Annotated in this window: 16 protein-coding genes; 7 read left to right on the top strand and 9 right to left on the bottom strand. The window is 71.4% G+C overall.

The genetic code is table 11. From position 1 onward, the window contains the following. Nucleotides 1-17: 17 nt before the first annotated feature. The 4 genes from BN3794_RS05110 to BN3794_RS05125 form a co-directional block, all read right to left on the bottom strand. Nucleotides 18-575 (bottom strand): flavin reductase family protein, encoded by a 558-nt coding sequence (locus tag BN3794_RS05110; RefSeq protein WP_066094307.1) that lies wholly within the window; start codon nucleotides 573-575, stop codon nucleotides 18-20. A 71-nt stretch (nucleotides 576-646) separates the two neighbouring features. Then, nucleotides 647-1,471: an MBL fold metallo-hydrolase gene (locus BN3794_RS05115; RefSeq protein ID WP_066094310.1), complete on the bottom strand. Its 825-nt coding sequence runs from the start codon at nucleotides 1,469-1,471 to the stop codon at nucleotides 647-649. A gap of 1 nt (nucleotide 1,472) precedes the next feature. After that, nucleotides 1,473-2,306, bottom strand: coding sequence for a S1/P1 nuclease (locus tag BN3794_RS05120; protein WP_066094314.1), 834 nt, complete (start codon nucleotides 2,304-2,306; stop codon nucleotides 1,473-1,475). Nucleotides 2,307-2,427: 121 nt separating this feature from the next. Next, on the bottom strand, nucleotides 2,428-3,057 hold the full coding sequence (locus BN3794_RS05125; protein ID WP_066094317.1) for an OmpW/AlkL family protein: 630 nt from the start codon (nucleotides 3,055-3,057) through the stop codon (nucleotides 2,428-2,430). A gap of 187 nt (nucleotides 3,058-3,244) precedes the next feature. Between BN3794_RS05125 and gap the strand changes: the two genes are divergently transcribed. The 6 genes from gap to BN3794_RS05150 all read left to right on the top strand — a co-directional run bounded on the left by gap (nucleotide 3,245) and on the right by BN3794_RS05150 (nucleotide 9,423). Then, nucleotides 3,245-4,246, top strand: coding sequence for a type I glyceraldehyde-3-phosphate dehydrogenase (gene gap, locus BN3794_RS05130; protein WP_066094319.1), 1,002 nt, complete (start codon nucleotides 3,245-3,247; stop codon nucleotides 4,244-4,246). Between the two features lie 125 nt (nucleotides 4,247-4,371). Next, the gene (locus BN3794_RS17035) at nucleotides 4,372-4,557 is read left to right on the top strand and encodes a DUF3999 family protein (RefSeq protein WP_425476694.1); all 186 of its coding nucleotides are present in this window, start codon (nucleotides 4,372-4,374) and stop codon (nucleotides 4,555-4,557) included. A 214-nt stretch (nucleotides 4,558-4,771) separates the two neighbouring features. Next, nucleotides 4,772-5,947, top strand: a complete 1,176-nt coding sequence (locus tag BN3794_RS05135; RefSeq protein ID WP_066094322.1) for a phosphoglycerate kinase — start codon at nucleotides 4,772-4,774, stop codon at nucleotides 5,945-5,947. Then, nucleotides 5,944-6,507, top strand: a complete 564-nt coding sequence (locus BN3794_RS05140) for an HAD hydrolase-like protein (RefSeq protein WP_066094325.1) — start codon at nucleotides 5,944-5,946, stop codon at nucleotides 6,505-6,507. The genes BN3794_RS05135 and BN3794_RS05140 overlap by 4 nt, the downstream gene beginning before the upstream one ends. A gap of 266 nt (nucleotides 6,508-6,773) precedes the next feature. Continuing rightward, complete coding sequence (gene pyk, locus BN3794_RS05145; RefSeq protein ID WP_066094328.1) at nucleotides 6,774-8,240, top strand: pyruvate kinase; 1,467 nt, start codon at nucleotides 6,774-6,776, stop codon at nucleotides 8,238-8,240. A gap of 178 nt (nucleotides 8,241-8,418) precedes the next feature. After that, nucleotides 8,419-9,423, top strand: a complete 1,005-nt coding sequence (locus BN3794_RS05150; RefSeq protein ID WP_066094331.1) for a class I fructose-bisphosphate aldolase — start codon at nucleotides 8,419-8,421, stop codon at nucleotides 9,421-9,423. Between the two features lie 463 nt (nucleotides 9,424-9,886). Here the strand turns inward: BN3794_RS05150 and yghX are convergent, their stop codons facing one another. The 3 genes from yghX to cysK all read right to left on the bottom strand — a co-directional run bounded on the left by yghX (nucleotide 9,887) and on the right by cysK (nucleotide 12,958). Continuing rightward, nucleotides 9,887-10,774: a YghX family hydrolase gene (yghX, locus tag BN3794_RS05155; RefSeq protein WP_066094334.1), complete on the bottom strand. Its 888-nt coding sequence runs from the start codon at nucleotides 10,772-10,774 to the stop codon at nucleotides 9,887-9,889. 557 nt (nucleotides 10,775-11,331) lie between these two features. Beyond that, on the bottom strand, nucleotides 11,332-11,871 hold the full coding sequence (locus BN3794_RS05160) for an O-acetyl-ADP-ribose deacetylase (RefSeq protein WP_066094337.1): 540 nt from the start codon (nucleotides 11,869-11,871) through the stop codon (nucleotides 11,332-11,334). Nucleotides 11,872-12,001: 130 nt separating this feature from the next. Next, complete coding sequence (gene cysK, locus BN3794_RS05165) at nucleotides 12,002-12,958, bottom strand: cysteine synthase A (RefSeq protein WP_066094339.1); 957 nt, start codon at nucleotides 12,956-12,958, stop codon at nucleotides 12,002-12,004. A gap of 216 nt (nucleotides 12,959-13,174) precedes the next feature. On the opposite strand from cysK, the gene BN3794_RS05170 reads away from it, so the two are divergent. Next, nucleotides 13,175-14,155, top strand: coding sequence for a LysR family transcriptional regulator (locus BN3794_RS05170; RefSeq protein WP_066094342.1), 981 nt, complete (start codon nucleotides 13,175-13,177; stop codon nucleotides 14,153-14,155). Between the two features lie 22 nt (nucleotides 14,156-14,177). Here BN3794_RS05170 and otsA read toward each other — a convergent pair whose 3' ends face one another. Then, complete coding sequence (otsA, locus tag BN3794_RS05175) at nucleotides 14,178-15,548, bottom strand: alpha,alpha-trehalose-phosphate synthase (UDP-forming) (RefSeq protein WP_066094343.1); 1,371 nt, start codon at nucleotides 15,546-15,548, stop codon at nucleotides 14,178-14,180. Continuing rightward, on the bottom strand, nucleotides 15,545-17,329 hold the full coding sequence (locus tag BN3794_RS05180) for a glycoside hydrolase family 15 protein (protein ID WP_066094346.1): 1,785 nt from the start codon (nucleotides 17,327-17,329) through the stop codon (nucleotides 15,545-15,547). The genes otsA and BN3794_RS05180 overlap by 4 nt, the downstream gene beginning before the upstream one ends. Nucleotides 17,330-17,400: the final 71 nt, after the last annotated feature.

The raw sequence follows: 17,400 nt of genomic DNA on the forward strand, positions 1-17,400 counted from the left end.
GCCGCGCCGCGGCCTGCCTACAGCATTTCCGGCCGGAACAGCCGGCGCCGCGAGATGTCCGGGCCAGACACCATGAAGCGGCCGTCGCCGCGGTAGTGCACAGTGCGCGGGATCGCCGGGCGCGGCGCCACGTGCGCACGCACCACTTCCCACACGAACAGGTCGTAGCGATCGACCAGGCTGTCGTCGTGCAGGCGGCACTCGAAGCCGGAGTGGCATTCGGCGATCAGCGGCGCCGCCACGACCGCGGCAGGCTCGGCCGTCAGCCCGAAGCGGGCGAACTTGTCGCCTTCGGTGCCGCTGCAGTTGCCGATGCCCACCACCGTATCGACGATGTCCACGGTCGGCAGGTTGATGGTGCATTCGCCGCTGGCGCGCACCAGGTCATGGCTGTGGTCGCCGCGCGAGATGCAGCAGGCCAGCAGCGAGGGCGAGAACTCCAGCACCATGTGCCAGCCCATGGTCATGATGTCGCGCTCGCCGCGCCACTGCGAGGCCACCAGCACCACCGGCCCCGGCTCCAGGAAGCGGCGCACGTCCTCCACGGGGAAATCCTGCTTGCGGTAGCGCTTCATGGCGATGGTCCTGGGCAAGGGGAAGCCAGCCTCGCGCGGAGACGGTCACGGTGCCGTGCAGGCGCGCGCCTTCATGCCCCGGGCAGGGCCCCGCCGGCGAGGTTGAGCGGCACCGCGTGCGTCATCAGCCGCGGTGGCGGCAGGCGCGCGTCGCGCTCGCGCCGGCGGCGGACGAATTCCTCCATCGGCGTATCGGCCCGGACATGGACGTTGGCGCGCCGTTGCTCGCCGATGCTGCTCTGGTAGGCGACCTCGCGCCCGCCCGGGCCGTAGTCGTGGCACACGAACACGCGGGTGGCCTCGGGCAGGGCATAGAGCCGCTGGATGGAACGGTAGAGCGCGGCCGCGTCGCCGCCGGGGAAGTCGCAGCGGGCGGTGCCGCCGTCGGGCATGAACAGTGAGTCCCCCGGGAACAGGGCGTCGCCGACCAGGTAGGCCACGGCATCGCCGGTATGGCCGGGCACGGCGATCACGCGCGCCGGCACCTCGCCGACGGCGAAGGCCTGTTCCGCCGCGAAGAGCACGTCGAACTGCGAGCCGTCGGTGGCGACCCCGGCCGGCAGCGCACCGCGTTCGCGGAACGCGCGCTGCACCTCGACGATGCCGGCGCCGATGCCCAGCCGCGCCTGCGGCCAGCGCGTCTTCAGCCAGCGCGCCGCGGAGACGTGGTCGGCGTGGGCGTGGGTCTCCAGCAGCCAGTCCACCTGCCAGCCGCGTTGCGCGGCCGCCTCGACCAGCGCCTGCGCCGGCGCGGTGCCGATGCGTCCGTGCTCCGGGTGGAAATCCAGCGCGGCATCGATCGCCGCGGCGCGGCCGCTGGCCGGATCGCCCACCAGGTAGCTGAAGGTGTGGCTGTCCGGATGGAGGAAGGCGAGGACTTCGGGGGCACGGGCCATGTCATTTCTCCTGGGGCGGGGACTCCGGCGCGGGCGCGGAGAGCGCGGCGTTGAGCACCTCGGCCAGGCGCTCGCCGGCCAGGCGCAGCTGCGCTTCGGCCACCGGCCGTTCGCGCGCGGCGTAGTCCGGCGGCAGCACGTGGCCGTCGGGGTACACGCCGGGCGCGGTGGCGATGCGGCACGAGGCCTCGGCCCACTGCGCGGCAGGCGGCGGCAGTGCCGGGCCGCGGTCCGGCGCCGGCGCGGGCAGGGCCAGCAGGCGCTGCAGGTACTGGGCATCGTCCAGGTGCTGGGCATAGAGCATGCCGCTGTCCCACACCGCATGCAGGTTGGTGCCGCGCCCGTCGAACTGCACCTGGTAGTCGTTGCCGCCGCGGTCGTGGGCGTAACCGGTATGCATGGGCTGGTGGATGTCGCCGACGAAGTGCACCACGAACTTCAGCGCCTGGCGGCGCACCGCCAGCGGCTGGCTGCGGTCGGCGAGCAGCGCGGCCTGGGTCTTCAGCGCCTCGACCACGCAGTTGCCGTCCGGGCAGTCGCGCGGCGGATCGTAGTTGCAGCCGGACTCGCCGATGTTGACGAAGTGCCAGCGTGCGGTGCGCTTGCCCAGGTCCGGATCGTCGCGGCGCAGCTCGTCGGCCCAGGACGCCACGCCGGCCAGGGTCGGGTCGGGCTCGCCGGCCAGCAGCTGCGCCACCTGCGCACGCGCCCCGGGCGTGAGCTCGCGCTCGGCGATCTCGGCCACCAGGCGGTGGCCCTGGGCGCCCCAGGCAAGGGCATGGAGCGGGGCGGCGAGCAGCGCGCCGGCGAGCAGCAGGGAGAGTGTCTTGTTCATCGCGCCATTCTAGGTGGCGATACCCGCAGGGCGCTGAACCGGTGGCCGGCGGTGCAACGAAAACGGGCGGAAGGAGATCCTTCCGCCCGTTGCGGGACCGCGTTTCAGGCGAGCGCGTGGCTCAGAACTTGAAGACGTAGGCCACGCCGTACACGAACGGGTCGACGTTGACCGTGCCGATCTTGGTGCCGTCCAGCTTGGCTTTGGTGTCGATGTCGGCCCAGCGCACGTCCAGGCGCAGGGCGCCCTTCTCGCTCAGCTGGATGTCGTAGCCGGCATGCACCGCTACGCCCCACGAGTCGTCCAGGCGCAGCTTGGTGCCTTCCAGCGCGCCCTTGGTGTCGGTGCTGAAGAACTTGGTGTAGTTCACGCCCACGCCCACGAACGGCGAGAAGCGGCTGTCGGTGTTGAAGTGGTACTGCAGCGACAGGACCGGCGGCAGGTGCTTGGTCGAGCCCACCTTGCCCAGGCCGCGGATGCTGATGTCGTGCTTGAACGGGGTGGCCGCCAGGACCTCGATGCCGAGGTTGTTGGCGACGAAGTACTCGCCGGTGAAGGTCGGCTGGACGTCGTTGCCCACGCGCACCGGCAGGGTGCCGTTGACCAGCGAGCCGTTGTCGGACTTCGGGGCCACCTGGCCCACGCCGACGCCGACGGTCCAGTCGCCCTTGGACTGGGCCATGGCGGGAGCGGCGGAAAACGCGATGGCAGCGGCCAGGCCGGCGGCGATGAGGGAAACGTTCTTGCTCATGATGACTCTCGTGGGTCGGTTGGATGGCGCGCACTTTACCGATTCCTTAACGAACCGGACCTTGATCCAGATCAAACCCGGGGGTGCGGTCAGTTGTCGCTCAGTTTGGCGGGACCCTCCGGAGCGCCCTGCTAGAATTGCGCTCCCTTTTACGACCGCCGCGCCGCGGCTGCAGGAGATCCTGGACATGGCAATCAAGGTTGGCATCAACGGTTTCGGTCGCATCGGCCGCAATGTCCTGCGCGCGGCGGTGCAGAATTTCGGCGGGGACATCCAGATCGTGGGCATCAACGATCTGCTCGAGCCGGACTACCTGGCGTACATGCTCAAGTACGACTCGGTGCATGGCCGCTTCAAGGGCGAGGTCGCCATCGAGGACGGCCAGCTGGTGGTCAACGGCCAGCGCATCCGCCTGACCGCCGAGCGCGATCCGGCCAACCTGAAGTGGGACGCGATCGGCGCCGAGGTGGTGATCGAGTCCACCGGCCTGTTCCTGACCAAGGAGACCGCGCAGAAGCACATCGATGCCGGTGCCAAGAAGGTCATCATGTCGGCCCCGTCCAAGGACGACACGCCGATGTTCGTCTATGGCGTCAACCACACCGCCTACGCCGGCGAGACGATCGTCTCCAACGCCTCGTGCACCACCAACTGCCTGGCGCCGCTGGCCAAGGTGATCCACGACAAGTGGGGCATCAAGCGCGGCCTGATGACCACCGTGCACGCCGCCACCGCCACCCAGAAGACCGTCGACGGCCCGTCCAACAAGGACTGGCGCGGCGGCCGCGGCATCCTGGAGAACATCATCCCGTCCTCCACCGGCGCGGCCAAGGCGGTGGGCAAGGTGATCCCCTCGCTGAACAAGAAGCTGACCGGCATGAGCTTCCGCGTGCCGACCTCGGACGTGTCGGTGGTGGACCTGACCGCCGAGCTGGAGAAGCCGGCGACCTACGAGCAGATCAAGGCCGAGATCAAGGCGCAGAGCGAAGGCGCGCTCAAGGGCATCCTCGGCTATACCGAGGACAAGGTGGTGGCCACCGACTTCCGCGGCGACGCGCGCACCTCGATCTTCGACGCCGACGCCGGCATCCAGCTCGACGACACCTTCGTCAAGCTGGTGAGCTGGTACGACAACGAGTGGGGCTACTCCAACAAGTGCCTGGAGATCGCCAAGGTCGTCGCCGGCTGACCGGCCGCCGTCCGCGATATTCCGGAAAGGCGCCCGCGGGCGCCTTTCCTTTTTGCGCTCCATGTGCCGGCGATCGCCATGGCCCCCTGCCATCGCCGGCAGCCGGATCCTGGCCGCGGGATACCGTGCGCTCCGACACAGGACGTGACCGATCGGCCCGGGGGGGCGAGGCCGCCGTGCAGCCGCGGGCAGCCCGGCGCGACTGGAAAACCTGGCGGCTGTGGGCGCTGCTGCTGGCCGGGGCGCTGACGGTGGCCGGATTTGCGTCGAGCCTGCTGTGCCACGCCGCCGACGCCGGTCCGCCGCGCTAGCCCGCCGGTGCCCGCCATCCAGCGCGGGGCATGCGCCTGGCCCGCGCCGCCGGCCACCCGGGCCGGCACGCGGCGGACGGGTTTGCCGCCCTGTGCCGAACCCCGGACAATGGCGCCATTGCTGCGCCGGCGCAGGTCGCAGGATCCGGCGCCACGTCCGCTGTCCACGGAGGCGGAGCACCTGCCCATCCCTCACGAACGAGCCAGAACCACGATGACCATCGTCCGCATGACCGATCTGGACCTGTCCAACCAGCGCGTGCTGATCCGGCAGGACCTGAACGTGCCGATCGAGAACGGCCAGATCACCTCCGAACAGCGCATCCTCGCCTCGGTGCCCACCCTCAAGCGGGCGCTCAAGCAGGGCGCGGCGGTGATGGTGATGTCGCACCTGGGCCGTCCCAAGGAAGGCGAGTGGAACCCGGAGGATTCGCTGGAGCCGGTGGCCGAGCGCCTGACCGCGTTGCTGGGCGTGGCGGTGCCGCTGGTCAAGGACTGGGTGGACGGCGTGGACGTCAAGCCCGGCCAGATCGTGCTGCTGGAGAACGTGCGCTTCAACGTCGGCGAGGCCAAGGACGACGAGGCGCTGGCGCGCAAGTACGCGGCGCTGTGCGACGTGTTCGTGATGGATGCCTTCGGCACCGCGCACCGCGCCCAGGCCTCCACCCACGGCGTGATCCGCTTCGCCAAGGTGGCCGCCGGCGGCCCGCTGCTGATGGCCGAGCTGGACGCGCTGGGCAAGGCGCTGGACCACCCGGCGCGGCCGCTGCTGGCGATCGTCGCCGGCAGCAAGGTCTCCACCAAGCTGGAGCTGCTGACCAACCTGGTGGACAAGGTCGACCAGCTCATCGTCGGCGGCGGCATCGCCAACACCTTCCTGGCCGCGGCCGGGCTGCCGGTGGGCAAGTCGCTGTGCGAGCCCGACCTGGTCGAGACCGCCCGCAGGATCGTGGCCCGCGCCAAGGCGCGCGGCGCGGAGATCCCGCTGCCGGAGGACGTGGTGGTGGCCAAGCAGTTCATGCCCGACGCCGAGGCCACGGTGAAGGCTGCCGGCGACGTGGCCGGCGACGACCTGATCCTGGACATCGGCCCGAAGACCGCCGCGCGCTACGCCGGGCTGATCGCCAAGGCCGGCACCGTGGTGTGGAACGGGCCGGTGGGCGTGTTCGAGTTCAAGGCCTTCAGCAAGGGCACCGAGGCGGTGGCGCGCGCCATCGCCGATTCGCCGGCATTCTCCATCGCCGGTGGCGGCGACACCCTGGCCGCGGTGGACAAGTTCGGCATCGCCAAGCAGATCGGCTACATCTCCACCGGCGGTGGCGCGTTCCTGGAGTTCCTGGAAGGCAAGACCCTGCCGGCGGTGGCCGCGCTGGAGGCCCGCGGCTCGTGACCGCCCGCGCGCTGTTCTTCGACATGGACGGCACGCTGATCGATTCGGAGGCCGGCATCGTGGCGTGCGTGCAGTACGCGCTGGTCCACAGCGGCCGTCCCGAACCGACGCCGGCGCAGGTCAAGCCGTGGATCGGCCCGCCGCTTAAGGACACCTTCGACCAGCTGTTCGGCGGCGATGCGGCGGCCGCCGATCGCGCGGTCGCGCTGTACAAGCAGCGCTACGACGCCGAGGGCTGGCGGTCGTGCCGGCTCTACCCGGGCATCGCCGCCGCGCTGGGCGTGGACGGCTTGTTCGACACCATCGTCGGCACCAGCGAGGACGGCAGGCTGCGCCACAAGCCCGACCTGGTGGCCGAGGCCCTGCGGCGCCTCGCCCTGGCGCCGGCGCAGGCGGTGATGATCGGCGACCGGCGCATGGACGTGGACGGCGCCCGCGCCAACGGCATGGACTGCATCGGCGTGCTGTGGGGCTTCGGCGGCGCCGACGAGCTGCGCGCGGCCGGCGCGCGCACGCTGGTGGCCTCGCCCGCCGAGCTGGTGGACGCGCTCGGCGGCTGAGGACCGCGGCCACTGCGGCGGAGGTGCCCGAGCCCGAGAACCGCGGGGCGGCCGGATTCAACTTCAGATGTGCGACGCCTCCTGCGGCGGCAGGTCTGGCCGCGCCATTCCTTCGCCCCGCCAGGCGCGGGTCGCCCGTTCCCTGCTTCGGGCACCGCCTGGCGGTGCCGGCGCTCGTGGCCGCGGCATCGCGATGGCGGCCACGGCCGGCGTGAAAGTGGCGATGTGCTAGCGTTCGCGCGGATCGACACCGACGACCGCGAGAGATGAGCGAACAACTGCGCCGCACCCGCATCCTGGCCACCCTGGGCCCCGCCACCGACGCGCCGGAGGTGCTCGAGGCGCTGCTGCGCGCGGGAGTCAACGCCGTGCGCCTGAACTTCAGCCATGGCGACCCGTCCGAGCAGGTGCGCCGCGCCGAGCACGTGCGGGCCGCAGCCGCGCGGCTCGGGATCGAGGTGGGCATCCTCGCCGACCTGCCCGGGCCGAAGATCCGCATCGAGCGCTTCGCCGGGGGCAAGGCCAGGCTCCGGCAGGGCGCGCGCTTCGACCTGGTGGCCGAGGCCGGCTGCCCGCCGGGCGATGCGACCCAGGTCGGGGTGAGCTACCTGGGCCTGCCGGCGGACCTGGTGCCCGGCGACGTGCTGCTGCTCGACGATGGCCTGATGCAGCTGCAGGTCGAGCGCGTGGAGGGCGCGCGGGTGGTCACCACCGTGCTCAACGACGGCGTGCTGTCCGACCGCAAGGGCCTGAACAAGCGCGGCGGCGGGCTGTCCCTGGGCGCGCTGACCGAGCGCGACCGCGAGCTGATCGGCATCGCCGCCGGGATTGGCGTGGACTTCATCGCCGTCTCCTTCTGCCGCGACGCCACCGACATGGCCGAGGCGCGCGAGCTGGCGCGGCGCCGCGGCAGCCAGGCCGCGCTGGTGGCCAAGATCGAGCGTACCGAGGCGGTGGCCAACCTGGAGCGGATCGTCGCCGCCAGCGACGTGGTCATGGTCGCGCGCGGCGACCTGGGCGTGGAGATCGGCGATGCCGAGCTGCCCGGCCTGCAGAAGAAGATCATCAAGGAGGCGCTGGCGCAGAACAAGGTCGTGATCACCGCCACGCAGATGCTGCAGTCGATGGTGGAAAGCCCGATGCCCACGCGCGCGGAGGTGCTGGACGTGGCCAACGCGGTGATCGACGGCACCGATGCGGTGATGCTCTCGGCCGAGACCGCCGCCGGTGCCTGGCCGGTGCGCGCGGTGGAGGCGATGGTGCGCATCTGCCTGGGAGCGGAGCGCCAGTTCGAGGCCGACACCGATTTCGAACAGGCCAAGCGTGGACTGGAGCGGGCCGATCAGGCCATCGCCATGGCCACCATGTTCCTGGCCGAGCACATCGAACTGGGCGCGGTGGTGGCGCTGACCGAATCCGGTGGCACGCCGCGCTTCCTGTCGCGCTTCCGCGCCGCGGTGCCGATCTATGCCTTCACCCACGACGGTGGCGCGCGCCGGCGCATGAGCCTGATGCGCGACGTGTTCCCCATCGATTTCGACAGCCGTGGCCAGAGCCCGCGCGAGGCCGCGCGCGGCACCGTGCGCCGCCTGGTCGAGGCCGGCCGCCTGCAGCCGGGGCAGCGCGTGGTGTTCACCAGCGGCGAGCGCATGCAGGCCCATGGCGCCACCAACACCCTGCGCCTGCTGCAGGTGGAGGCCGACGGCGAGGCCTTCGGGCCGGGCGAGCTCTGACGCAGCGCCTGCGCGCGGCGCGCACGGGGCGGGCACGGATGTTCCGCCGCGAACGCGACCGGCGGCCGGATGTATCCGTTTCCAACGTGACGGGCGACAGGACCCTCGACGTCCGGCGCGGGTGCGGCGGCTATAATCGCGCCATCCGCCGGCATCATCACGACCCAGAAGGACGCCAATGAGTATCGAGCAGCTCGCAGAAACCGCCCAGGCCATGGTCGCGCCGGGCAAGGGCATCATCGCCATCGACGAATCCACCGCCACCATCGCCAAGCGCTTCGCGTCGGTGGGCATCGAGAACAGCGAGGAGAACCGACGCGCCTACCGCGAGCTGCTGCTCACCACGCCCAAGCTGGGCGACTACATCGCCGGCGCGATCCTGTTCGACGAGACCATCCGCCAGTCCACCAAGGACGGCGTGCCGTTCCCGAAGTACATGGCCGAGCACGGCATGATCCCGGGCATCAAGGTGGACAAGGGCGCCCACCCGCTGGCGGGCTTCCCCGGCGAGCTGGTCACCGAGGGCCTGGACGGCCTGCGCGCGCGCCTGGAGGAGTACTACAAGCTCGGCGCCCGCTTCGCCAAGTGGCGCGCGGTCATCAACATCGGCGAGGACATCCCCACCGGCACCTGCATCGAGGCCAACGCGCATGCGCTGGCGCGCTACGCCGCCGCTTGCCAGGAGCAGGGCCTGGTGCCGATGGTGGAGCCGGAAGTGATCATGGACGGCGACCACGACATCGAGACCTGCTACGAGGTCACCGAGGCCACCTTGCGCGCGCTGTTCGGCGCCCTGTACGAGCAGAACGTGCTGCTGGAGGGCACCATCCTCAAGGCGTCGATGGTGATCTCCGGCAAGGGCTGCGAGGAGCAGGCCGACGTGGAGGAAGTGGCCGAGTCCACCGTGATGTGCCTGAAGTCGACCGTGCCGGCGATCCTGCCGGGCATCGTGTTCCTGTCCGGCGGCCAGAGCGACGAGCAGTCCACCGCGCACCTGAACGCGATGAACCAGCTCGGCAACCTGCCGTGGCCGCTGAGCTTCTCCTACGGCCGCGCGATGCAGCAGGCCGCGCTGAAGCTGTGGGCCAAGGACATGAAGGGCAACTACGCCAAGGCCCAGCAGACCGTGTACGAGCGCGCCAAGGAGAACGGCCTGGCCGCGCTGGGGCAGTGGAAGGGCTGAGCCGCGCCTGCCCGTTGCCATGACAGGACGCCGGCCCCGTGCCAGCGTCCTGCGTTCGGGGATTCGCCGCGGTGGCGCCGATGCGGGTCGGCTCGGCCGGCGTGCACCGTCTTGATGGGCCGCGGTCCCCGCATGCGGTATTCGAGTGCGTCAGGAAAAAGGATTGGCCGCGCTGGGGCGTTGGAAAAGCCGAGCCGCACCTGCCCGTTGCCATGACGGGACGCCGGCCCCGTGCCGGCGACTGCCATCGTGAGCGGGCGTGCCGCCCGGCGCGGCACCGTCGCGGGGATCCTGCAGCGGAGAGAGCCGACCCCTGGGACGGCATCCCCACATCGAGGCCGCGCGCGAGCAACCATCGGGCATCGATCACCTGCCTGGGTCTTCCCGATGGGGGGGGCGATGGGCGGCCGCCAGATATGGCGACCGCCCACCAAGGGGCCTGCCGGTTCGGCAGCCCGGCAGGCTAGGCCAGGTAGCGCCGGAACCAGGCGAGGGTGCGGTCCCAGGCGAGCTTGGCGGCGGCCTCGTCGTAGCGCGGGGTGGAGTCGTTGTGGAAGCCGTGGTTGGTGCCGGGATAGATATAGGCTTGGTAGGTCTTGCCGGCCTGCTTCAGCGCCGCCTCGTAGGCCGGCCAGCCGGCGTCGATGGCGGGATCGTGCTCGGCGTAGTGCAGCAGCAGGGGCGCACGGATGCGCGGCACGTCCTCGGCCCTGGGCTGGCGACCGTAGAACGGCACCGCGGCGCGGAGTTCGGGATAGGCCACCGCCGCCGCGTTGGCCACGCCGCCGCCGTAGCAGAAGCCGGTGATGCCGACCTTGCCGCCGGTGAGCGGGCCGTGCATCAGGTATTCGACCGCGGCGAAGAAATCGTTCATCAGCTTCTGCGGATCGACCTTGGCCTGCAGCTCGCGGCCCTTGTCGTCGTTGCCGGGATAGCCGCCGACCGAGCTCAGCCCGTCCGGCGCCAGGGCGACGAAGCCGGCCTTGGCCACGCGCCGGGCGACATCCTCGATATACGGGTTCAGGCCGCGGTTCTCGTGCACCACCACCACCCCGGCGACCGGCCCCGTGGCCTTGGCCGGCTTGACCAGGTAGCCGCGGACCTGGCCGTGGCCGTTGGGCGAGGGGTACTCGATGTACTCGGGCAGGATGTCCGGATCGGTGAATTCCACCTGCTGGGCCAGGGCGTAGTCCGGGCTCAGCGAGGCGAGCAGGGTGGCCGCGGTCATGCCGCCGATGGCGAAGGCGGCGGCGCGATCGAGGAATTCGCGACGGCCGATGCGGCCGTGCACGTAGTAGTCGTACAGCTCGAGCAGCTCGGGCTGGAAGTCCCTGGCGGTCAGGCGGGTCATCGGTCTCTCCTCGTGCGGTCGGTACGGCGGAAGGCGAGGTGGCGGCGCGGTCGCCCGGCAATGGCGGCGACTGGGCGCCGGCGGGCCTGGCCGAGCATAGGCCAGACGGCAGGCGGAGGACACGCAGGCCGTGCGCATCGGCCGGCGTCCGCCGGCTCGCGATCCGGTGCCGCGATCATGGCGGCGCGGTGGCGCCGTCGTCCGCCAGGGCCACCGGTGACGGCGGCGCCCGGCCGGCAAGACCAGCGATCCGGACACCTGCCGCTCGCGGCCGGGGCGCGTGGCCGCTGTGTTTGCAGGGCGCCGCCCGGATCCGGGCATGTCGAATCCGGGCCCGGATGGCGCCAGGGCGACGGCCATCGTGCCTCCGCGCGGACACGGGGAATCCGGCCCGTTGCCGGCCGGTCTTCCCCCGCACGCACGGGCGACTGGAGCGAGGCGAAGGTGCCCGGCAGGCCAGGCAACTTCGCATGAACCGTCCCTTCTTCCGGGCGACGGATCCGGGCGGACGACAAAGGCATGCATCCGTTCACGACCGGCGGTGCGGCTGTCCTACCTCAGGCTTCGGGGGCGGCGGCCTGCCGCAATGCCTGCTCCAGCGCCTGCAGGACGAGGTCGTCGTGGGCGACCAGCACGATGTCGCGGGGCAGGGCACGCGCCTGTTGCCAATGCCGGGCGGCGGCCACCGCGATGTGCGCGGCCGCCGGCGGCGGATAGCCGTAGACGCCGCAGCTGATCGCGGGAAAGGCGATGGAGGCGGCATCCAGCTCTGCCGCCAGTGCCAGCGCGTTGCGGTAGCAGCGGGCCAGCAGCGCCGGCTCGTCGCGGTTGCCGCCGTGCCAGACCGGGCCGACGGTATGGATCACGTGCGCGGCAGGCAGGTCGAAGCCGGGCGTGGCGCGCGCCTCGCCGACCGGGCAGCGCACCCCGGGGCGCACTTCCGGCAGGGCGCGGCAGGCGGCCAGCAGCCGCGGGCCGGCGGCGCGGTGGATCGCCCCGTCCACGCCGCCACCGCCGAGCAGCGCCGGGTTGGCCGCGTTGACGATCGCGTCCACGCGCAAGGTGGTGATGTCGCCCCGCCACAGTTCGATGGTCATCGTGCCCGGCCTCCTTCCGCCGCGGCCTTCCGCGCCGGCGGCATCATGGCAGCAACAGGGGGCCGGCACCGTAAAGGGAAAACGGAGAAGCCGCCCGCAGGCGGCTTCTTGCCGGTGTCGCCTGGCCGCTTCAGAGGCCGGCCAGCCAGTCCTCGTCGCTGCCCTCGTTGACGTCGGCGAACAGCGGGGTGGAGAAGTAGCGCTCGCCGGTGTCGGGCAGCACCGCCAGGGTCACCGCGCCCGCTTCGGCCGCGGCCGAGACCTTCAGCGCGGTGGCCACGGTGGCGCCGGCGGAGATGCCGACGAAGATGCCTTCCTCGGCCGCCAGCCGGCGCGCAGTGGCGATCGCCTCGTCGTCGCCGATCGGCAGCACCTCGTCGTAGACGCTGCGGTCGAGCACCTCGGGCACGAAGTCCGGGGTCCAGCCCTGGATCTTGTGCGGCTGCCATTCCTTGCCCTCCAGCAGCGCCGCGGCGGCCGGCTCGGTGGCGATGATCCTCGTGTCCGGGCGGGCCACGCGCAGCACCTGGCCCACGCCGGTGAGCGTGCCGCCGGTGCCCCAGCCGCTGACGAAGTGGTCCAGGCGGCGGCCGGCGAAGTCGCGCAGGATCTCCGCGCCGGTGGTATTGCGGTGGTAGGCGGGATTGGCGGGGTTGGCGAACTGGCTGGCCAGGAACCAGCCGTGCTCGGCGGCCAGTTCCTTCGCCTTGCGCACCATGCCGGTGCCGCGCTCGGCGGCCGGGGTCAGGATCACCTTGGCGCCGTAGGCGCGCATCAGCTTGCGGCGCTCGACCGAGAAGGTCTCCACCATGGTGGCGACGAACTTGTAGCCGCGCGCGGCAGCGACCATCGCCAGCGCCACGCCGGTGTTGCCGGAGGTGGCCTCCACGATCGTGTCGCCGGGCTTGAGCAGGCCGCGCTGCTCGGCGTCCAGGACGATTGCCAGGGCCAGGCGGTCCTTGACCGAGCCGCCGGGGTTGAAGGATTCGACCTTGACGTAGACCTCGCGGCCCTCCGGGGCGAGGCGGTTGAGCTTGACGACCGGGGTGCGGCCGATGGTGTCGAGGATGCTGTCGTAGATGGCCATGGGGGATCTCCAGGAGAAACGGGCCGGCCGAGCATGGCGGCCGGTGCCGTAAGGAACCGTCGTGGACGGCGGGGCCGTCCTCTCGCCGCCGACCCTAACCCCGTCAAATAACCGCAGGAAATAACGACATGCACCCAGTAAATTCCATCAGGTTATGAGCGGAGAAGGAAAACTGTCCCAGAATCGGACCCTGCCCGCCGCCGCTCCCGCCACGCCATGACCCTGACCCAACTCCGCTACCTGGTGGCCATCGCCGATGCCGACCTGAACATCACCCAGGCCGCCGCGCACGTGCATGCGACCCAGCCCGGCCTGTCCAAGCAGCTCAAGCAGCTGGAGGACGAACTGGGGTTCCTGCTGTTCGTGCGGCGCGGGCGCAGCCTGGAGTCGGTGACCCCGGCCGGCGGCGAGGTGATCGCCCGCGCCCGCATCGTGCTGGCCGAGGCCAACAACATCCGCACCTACGCCGCCAACCAGCGCCGCGAGAGCCAGGGCCAGCTGATCCTGACCACCACCCACACCCAGGCGCGCTTCGTGCTGCCGCCGGCGGTGGCCCGGGTCAAGCAGCGCTACCCGCAGGTCAGCGTGCACCTGCAGCAGGCCGGCGAGGCCGCCGCCCTGGACCTGCTCGGCCAGGGCGAGGCCGACATCGCCGTGGTCAGCACCTCCGGCGACGCGCCGGCGGCCGGCATCGCCGTGCCGCTGTACCGCTGGCGGCGGCTGGTGGTGGTGCCGCGCGGCCACGCCCTGGACCGGGGCCAGGCGCCGGACCTGCGCGCGCTGGCGGCGCATCCGCTGGTCAGCTACGACTCCTCGGTGCGCCCGGAATCCTCGCTGCAGCGCGCCTTCGCCCGCGCCGGGCTGGTGCCGGACATCGCCCTGACCGCGCTGGACGCGGACCTGATCAAGACCTACGTGCGCTCCGGGGTGGGGGTGGGCGTGGTCGCCGAGATGGCGCTCAGCGCCGTCGATGCGGACCTGCGCGCCTGGCCGGCACCGGCGGAGATCGCCGAGTGCATCGCCTGGGCGGTGCTGCCGCGCGAGCGCGTGCTGCGCGACTACGCGCTGGAGATGGTGCACGTGCTGGCCCCGCAGATCGACCCGCGCGACCTGCGCCGGGTGATGGAGGGCAACCAGGAGCCGGCGTGGCCGGCACCGCCCAGCTGGGAAGCGCTGACCCAGACCATCACCAGCTGAGCCGCCATCCGCGCAGCGGCGCTCAGGCCCGTTCCAGCGCCTGCAGGTAGTCGCGCCGCCAGCGGCTGATGTCGTGCTCGCGCAGGTGCTGCATCATGCCCTGCCAGCGCTCGATCCGGCGCGCGCGCGACATGGTCGCGGCGGTGGCGATGGCATCGGCCACGCCGTCCAGGTCGTAGGGGTTGACCAGCAGCGCGCCCTTCATCTCGTCGGCGGCGCCGGCGAACAGCGACAGCACCAGCACGCCGGGATCCTCCGGATCCTGCGCGGCCACGTATTCCTTGGCCACCAGGTTCATGCCGTCGCGCAGCGGCGTCACCAGGCCGACCGCGGCGGCGCGGTAGAAGCCGGTCAGGGTGCTGTGGGCGAAGTTCTGGTTGACGTAGCGCAGCGGCGTCCAGTCCGGCTCGGCGTGGCCGCCGTTGATGTGCCCGGCGGTCTGCTCGAGCAGGTTGCGCAGGGCGCGGTAGGCGGCCACGTCCACGCGCGAGAGCGGGGCGATCTGCAGGTAGGTCAGGCTGCCGCGCTGGTCCGGGTGCCGGTCCAGGTAGCGCTCGAAGCCGAGGAAGCGCTCGGGCAGGCCCTTGGAGTAGTCCAGCCGGTCCACGCCGATGGCCAGCTGGCGCCCGCGCAGGCTCTGCTGCAGGTCGCGTACCGCCGGCTTGGTCGCGGCGGTGCGCGCCTGGCGGGCGATCAGCCCGGTGTCGATGCCGATCGGGAAGGCGGCCGAGCGCAGGCGGCGCCCGCCGGGGACCTCGAGCCAGCCGTCCTCGAGGATGTGCGCGCCGGCGAACAGGCGCACGTAGGCCTGGAAGCGGTCCACGTCGCGCTGGGTCTGGAAACCGACCAGGTCGTAGGCGTACAGGCCGGTGAACAGGCGCTCGTTGTCCGGTAGCGCCTGCAGCATGTCCGCCGAGGGCATCGGCACGTGCAGGAAGAAGCCGATCTTGCCGCCGAAGCCGCGCTCGCGCAGCAGCGAGCCCAGCGGGATCAGGTGGTAGTCGTGCACCCAGACGGTGTCGTCCTCGCGCAGCATCGGCGCCAGCTTCTCGGCGAACAGCGCGTTGACCTTGCGGTAGCCCTCGCGGGTGGCGCGGTCGTAGTCCACCAGGTCCAGGCGGAAGTGCAGCAGCGGCCACAGCGTGCGGTTGGAGAAGCCGTTGTAGTAGGCGTCCAGGTCCGGCTTGGCGATGTCCATCGTCACGTAGCGGATGTTGCCTTCCACCTGCTCGTGCAGGCGGCCGCTGGGTTCGCTGCGCGTGCTCTTGCCGCTCCAGCCGAACCACAGCCCGCCGCGTTCCTTCAGCGCGGCGAGCAGGCCCACCGCCAGGCCGCCGGCACGGGCCTCGCCCGGCGTGGCGACGCGATTGGAGACCACCACCAGGCGACTCATGACGCCTCCTTCCAGCTGCGCGACAGGCGCATGGCCGCGATGATCAGGCCGACGTGGGAATAGGTCTGCGGGAAGTTGCCCCAGGCATCGCCGTCGGCGGCGAAGGCCATGTCCTCCGACAGCAGGCCGAGGTGGTTGCGCCGCGCCAGGATGCGTTCGAACAGTTCGCGCGCCTCGTCCTTGCGCCCGATCGCCGCCAGCGCGTCGATGTACCAGAACGTGCAGATGGTGAAGCTCGTCTCCGGCGTGCCGAAGTCGTCCGGGGCGATGTAGCGGTAGAGCAGGTCGCCGTGCTTGAGGGTGGTGCCGATGGCTTCCACCGTGGCCACGTAGCGCGGGTCGTCGGCCTCGATGAAGCCGACGTCGGCCAGCAGCAGCAGCGAGGCGTCCAGGCCCTGGCCGTCGAAGGTATCGACGAAGTGCCCCAGCTGCGGGTTCCAGGCCGCTTCCAGGGTGCGCGCGCGGATCGCGTCGGCGTGGCCGCGCCAGTAGGCCGCGCGCTCGCCCAGGCCGAGCCGGCCGGCGATCTTGGCCAGGCGGTCGCAGGCGGCCCAGCACATCGCCGCGGTGTAGGTGTGCACCTCGGCGCGGCCGCGGAATTCCCACAGGCCCGCGTCGGGCACGTCGAACAGGGCGACGGCGCGTTCGCCCAGCGGCTCCAGGCGGGCGAAGGTGGCCGCATCGCCGGGATCCTTCAGGCGCTGGTCGAAGAACAGCTGGGTGGAGGCCAGCATCACGCTGCCGTAGACATCGTGCTGTTTCTGGATCCAGGCCAGGTTGCCGCGCCGCACCGGGCCCATGCCGCGGTAGCCTTCCAGCGAATCGACCGTGTCCTCGTGCAGCTGCTCCTCGAAGTTGATGCCGTACAGCGGCTGCAGGGTGCCGTCGGCGCTGGCGATGTTGAAGATGTAGGCGATGAAGGTCTCCATCGAGCGGGTCGCGCCCAGGCGGTTGAGCGCGCGCACCACGAAGGCCGCGTCGCGCAGCCAGCAGTAGCGGTAGTCCCAGTTGCGCTCGCTGCCCGGCGCCTCGGGGATCGAGGTCGTCATCGCCGCGATGATCGCGCCGCTGTCCTCGTACTGGCACAGCTTGAGGGTGATCGCGCTGCGGATCACCGCGTCCTGCCAGTCCAGGCGGATGGACAGGTTGCGCACCCAGTCGCGCCAGTAGTCCTCGGTGCGCATGTGCGCGTAGTGCACGTACTCGGAGATGATCCGCTGCAGCGGCTCGTCCACGCCCAGCACCAGGTGCACCGGATGGGCGAGCACGAACGGGGTGGCCTCGCGCACGAAGCGCACCGGCACGTCGGTGGTCAGGCGCAGGGTGAAATCCGGCAGCATCCAGCGGATGTGGTTGCTGCCCCAGGTGGCGTCGGGCCGGCGCGCGCCCCAGTCGGCCAGCGGCCGCGCCCGCACCCGGATGCGCGGGCTGCCGGCCAGCGGGGTGACCTTGCGGATGATGCTGACCGGGCGGTAGAAGCGCCCGTTCTCGCGCCAGCGCGGGGCGAAGTCCACGATCTCCACCGCGCCGCCGTGGCTGTCGCGCAGCACGGTGCGCAGGATCGCGGTGTTGGTGATGTAGTGCTGTTCGCCGGCGGCGAAATCCTCCAGCTCGATGGTGAAGTCGCCGCCGGCCTGATCGCGCGGGGACAGCAGGGCGCAGAAGGCGGGATCGCCGTCGAAGGCCGGCATGCAGCTCCACACCACGCGCCCGAGGGTGTCCACGAGCGCGCCGAAACTGCCGTTGCCGATGACGCCGAGTTCGAGGTTGGCCTGGGGCATGGACGGATCGGGCTCCGGGGGGCGGTGGGGTGTGGTCGCGTCGGGCGCGGCGGGATCGGCTGCGGGGCGCG

Source organism: Xanthomonas massiliensis (assembly GCF_900018785.1).
In the GTDB taxonomy this organism is placed as follows: Bacteria; Pseudomonadota; Gammaproteobacteria; order Xanthomonadales; family Xanthomonadaceae; genus Xanthomonas_B; species Xanthomonas_B massiliensis.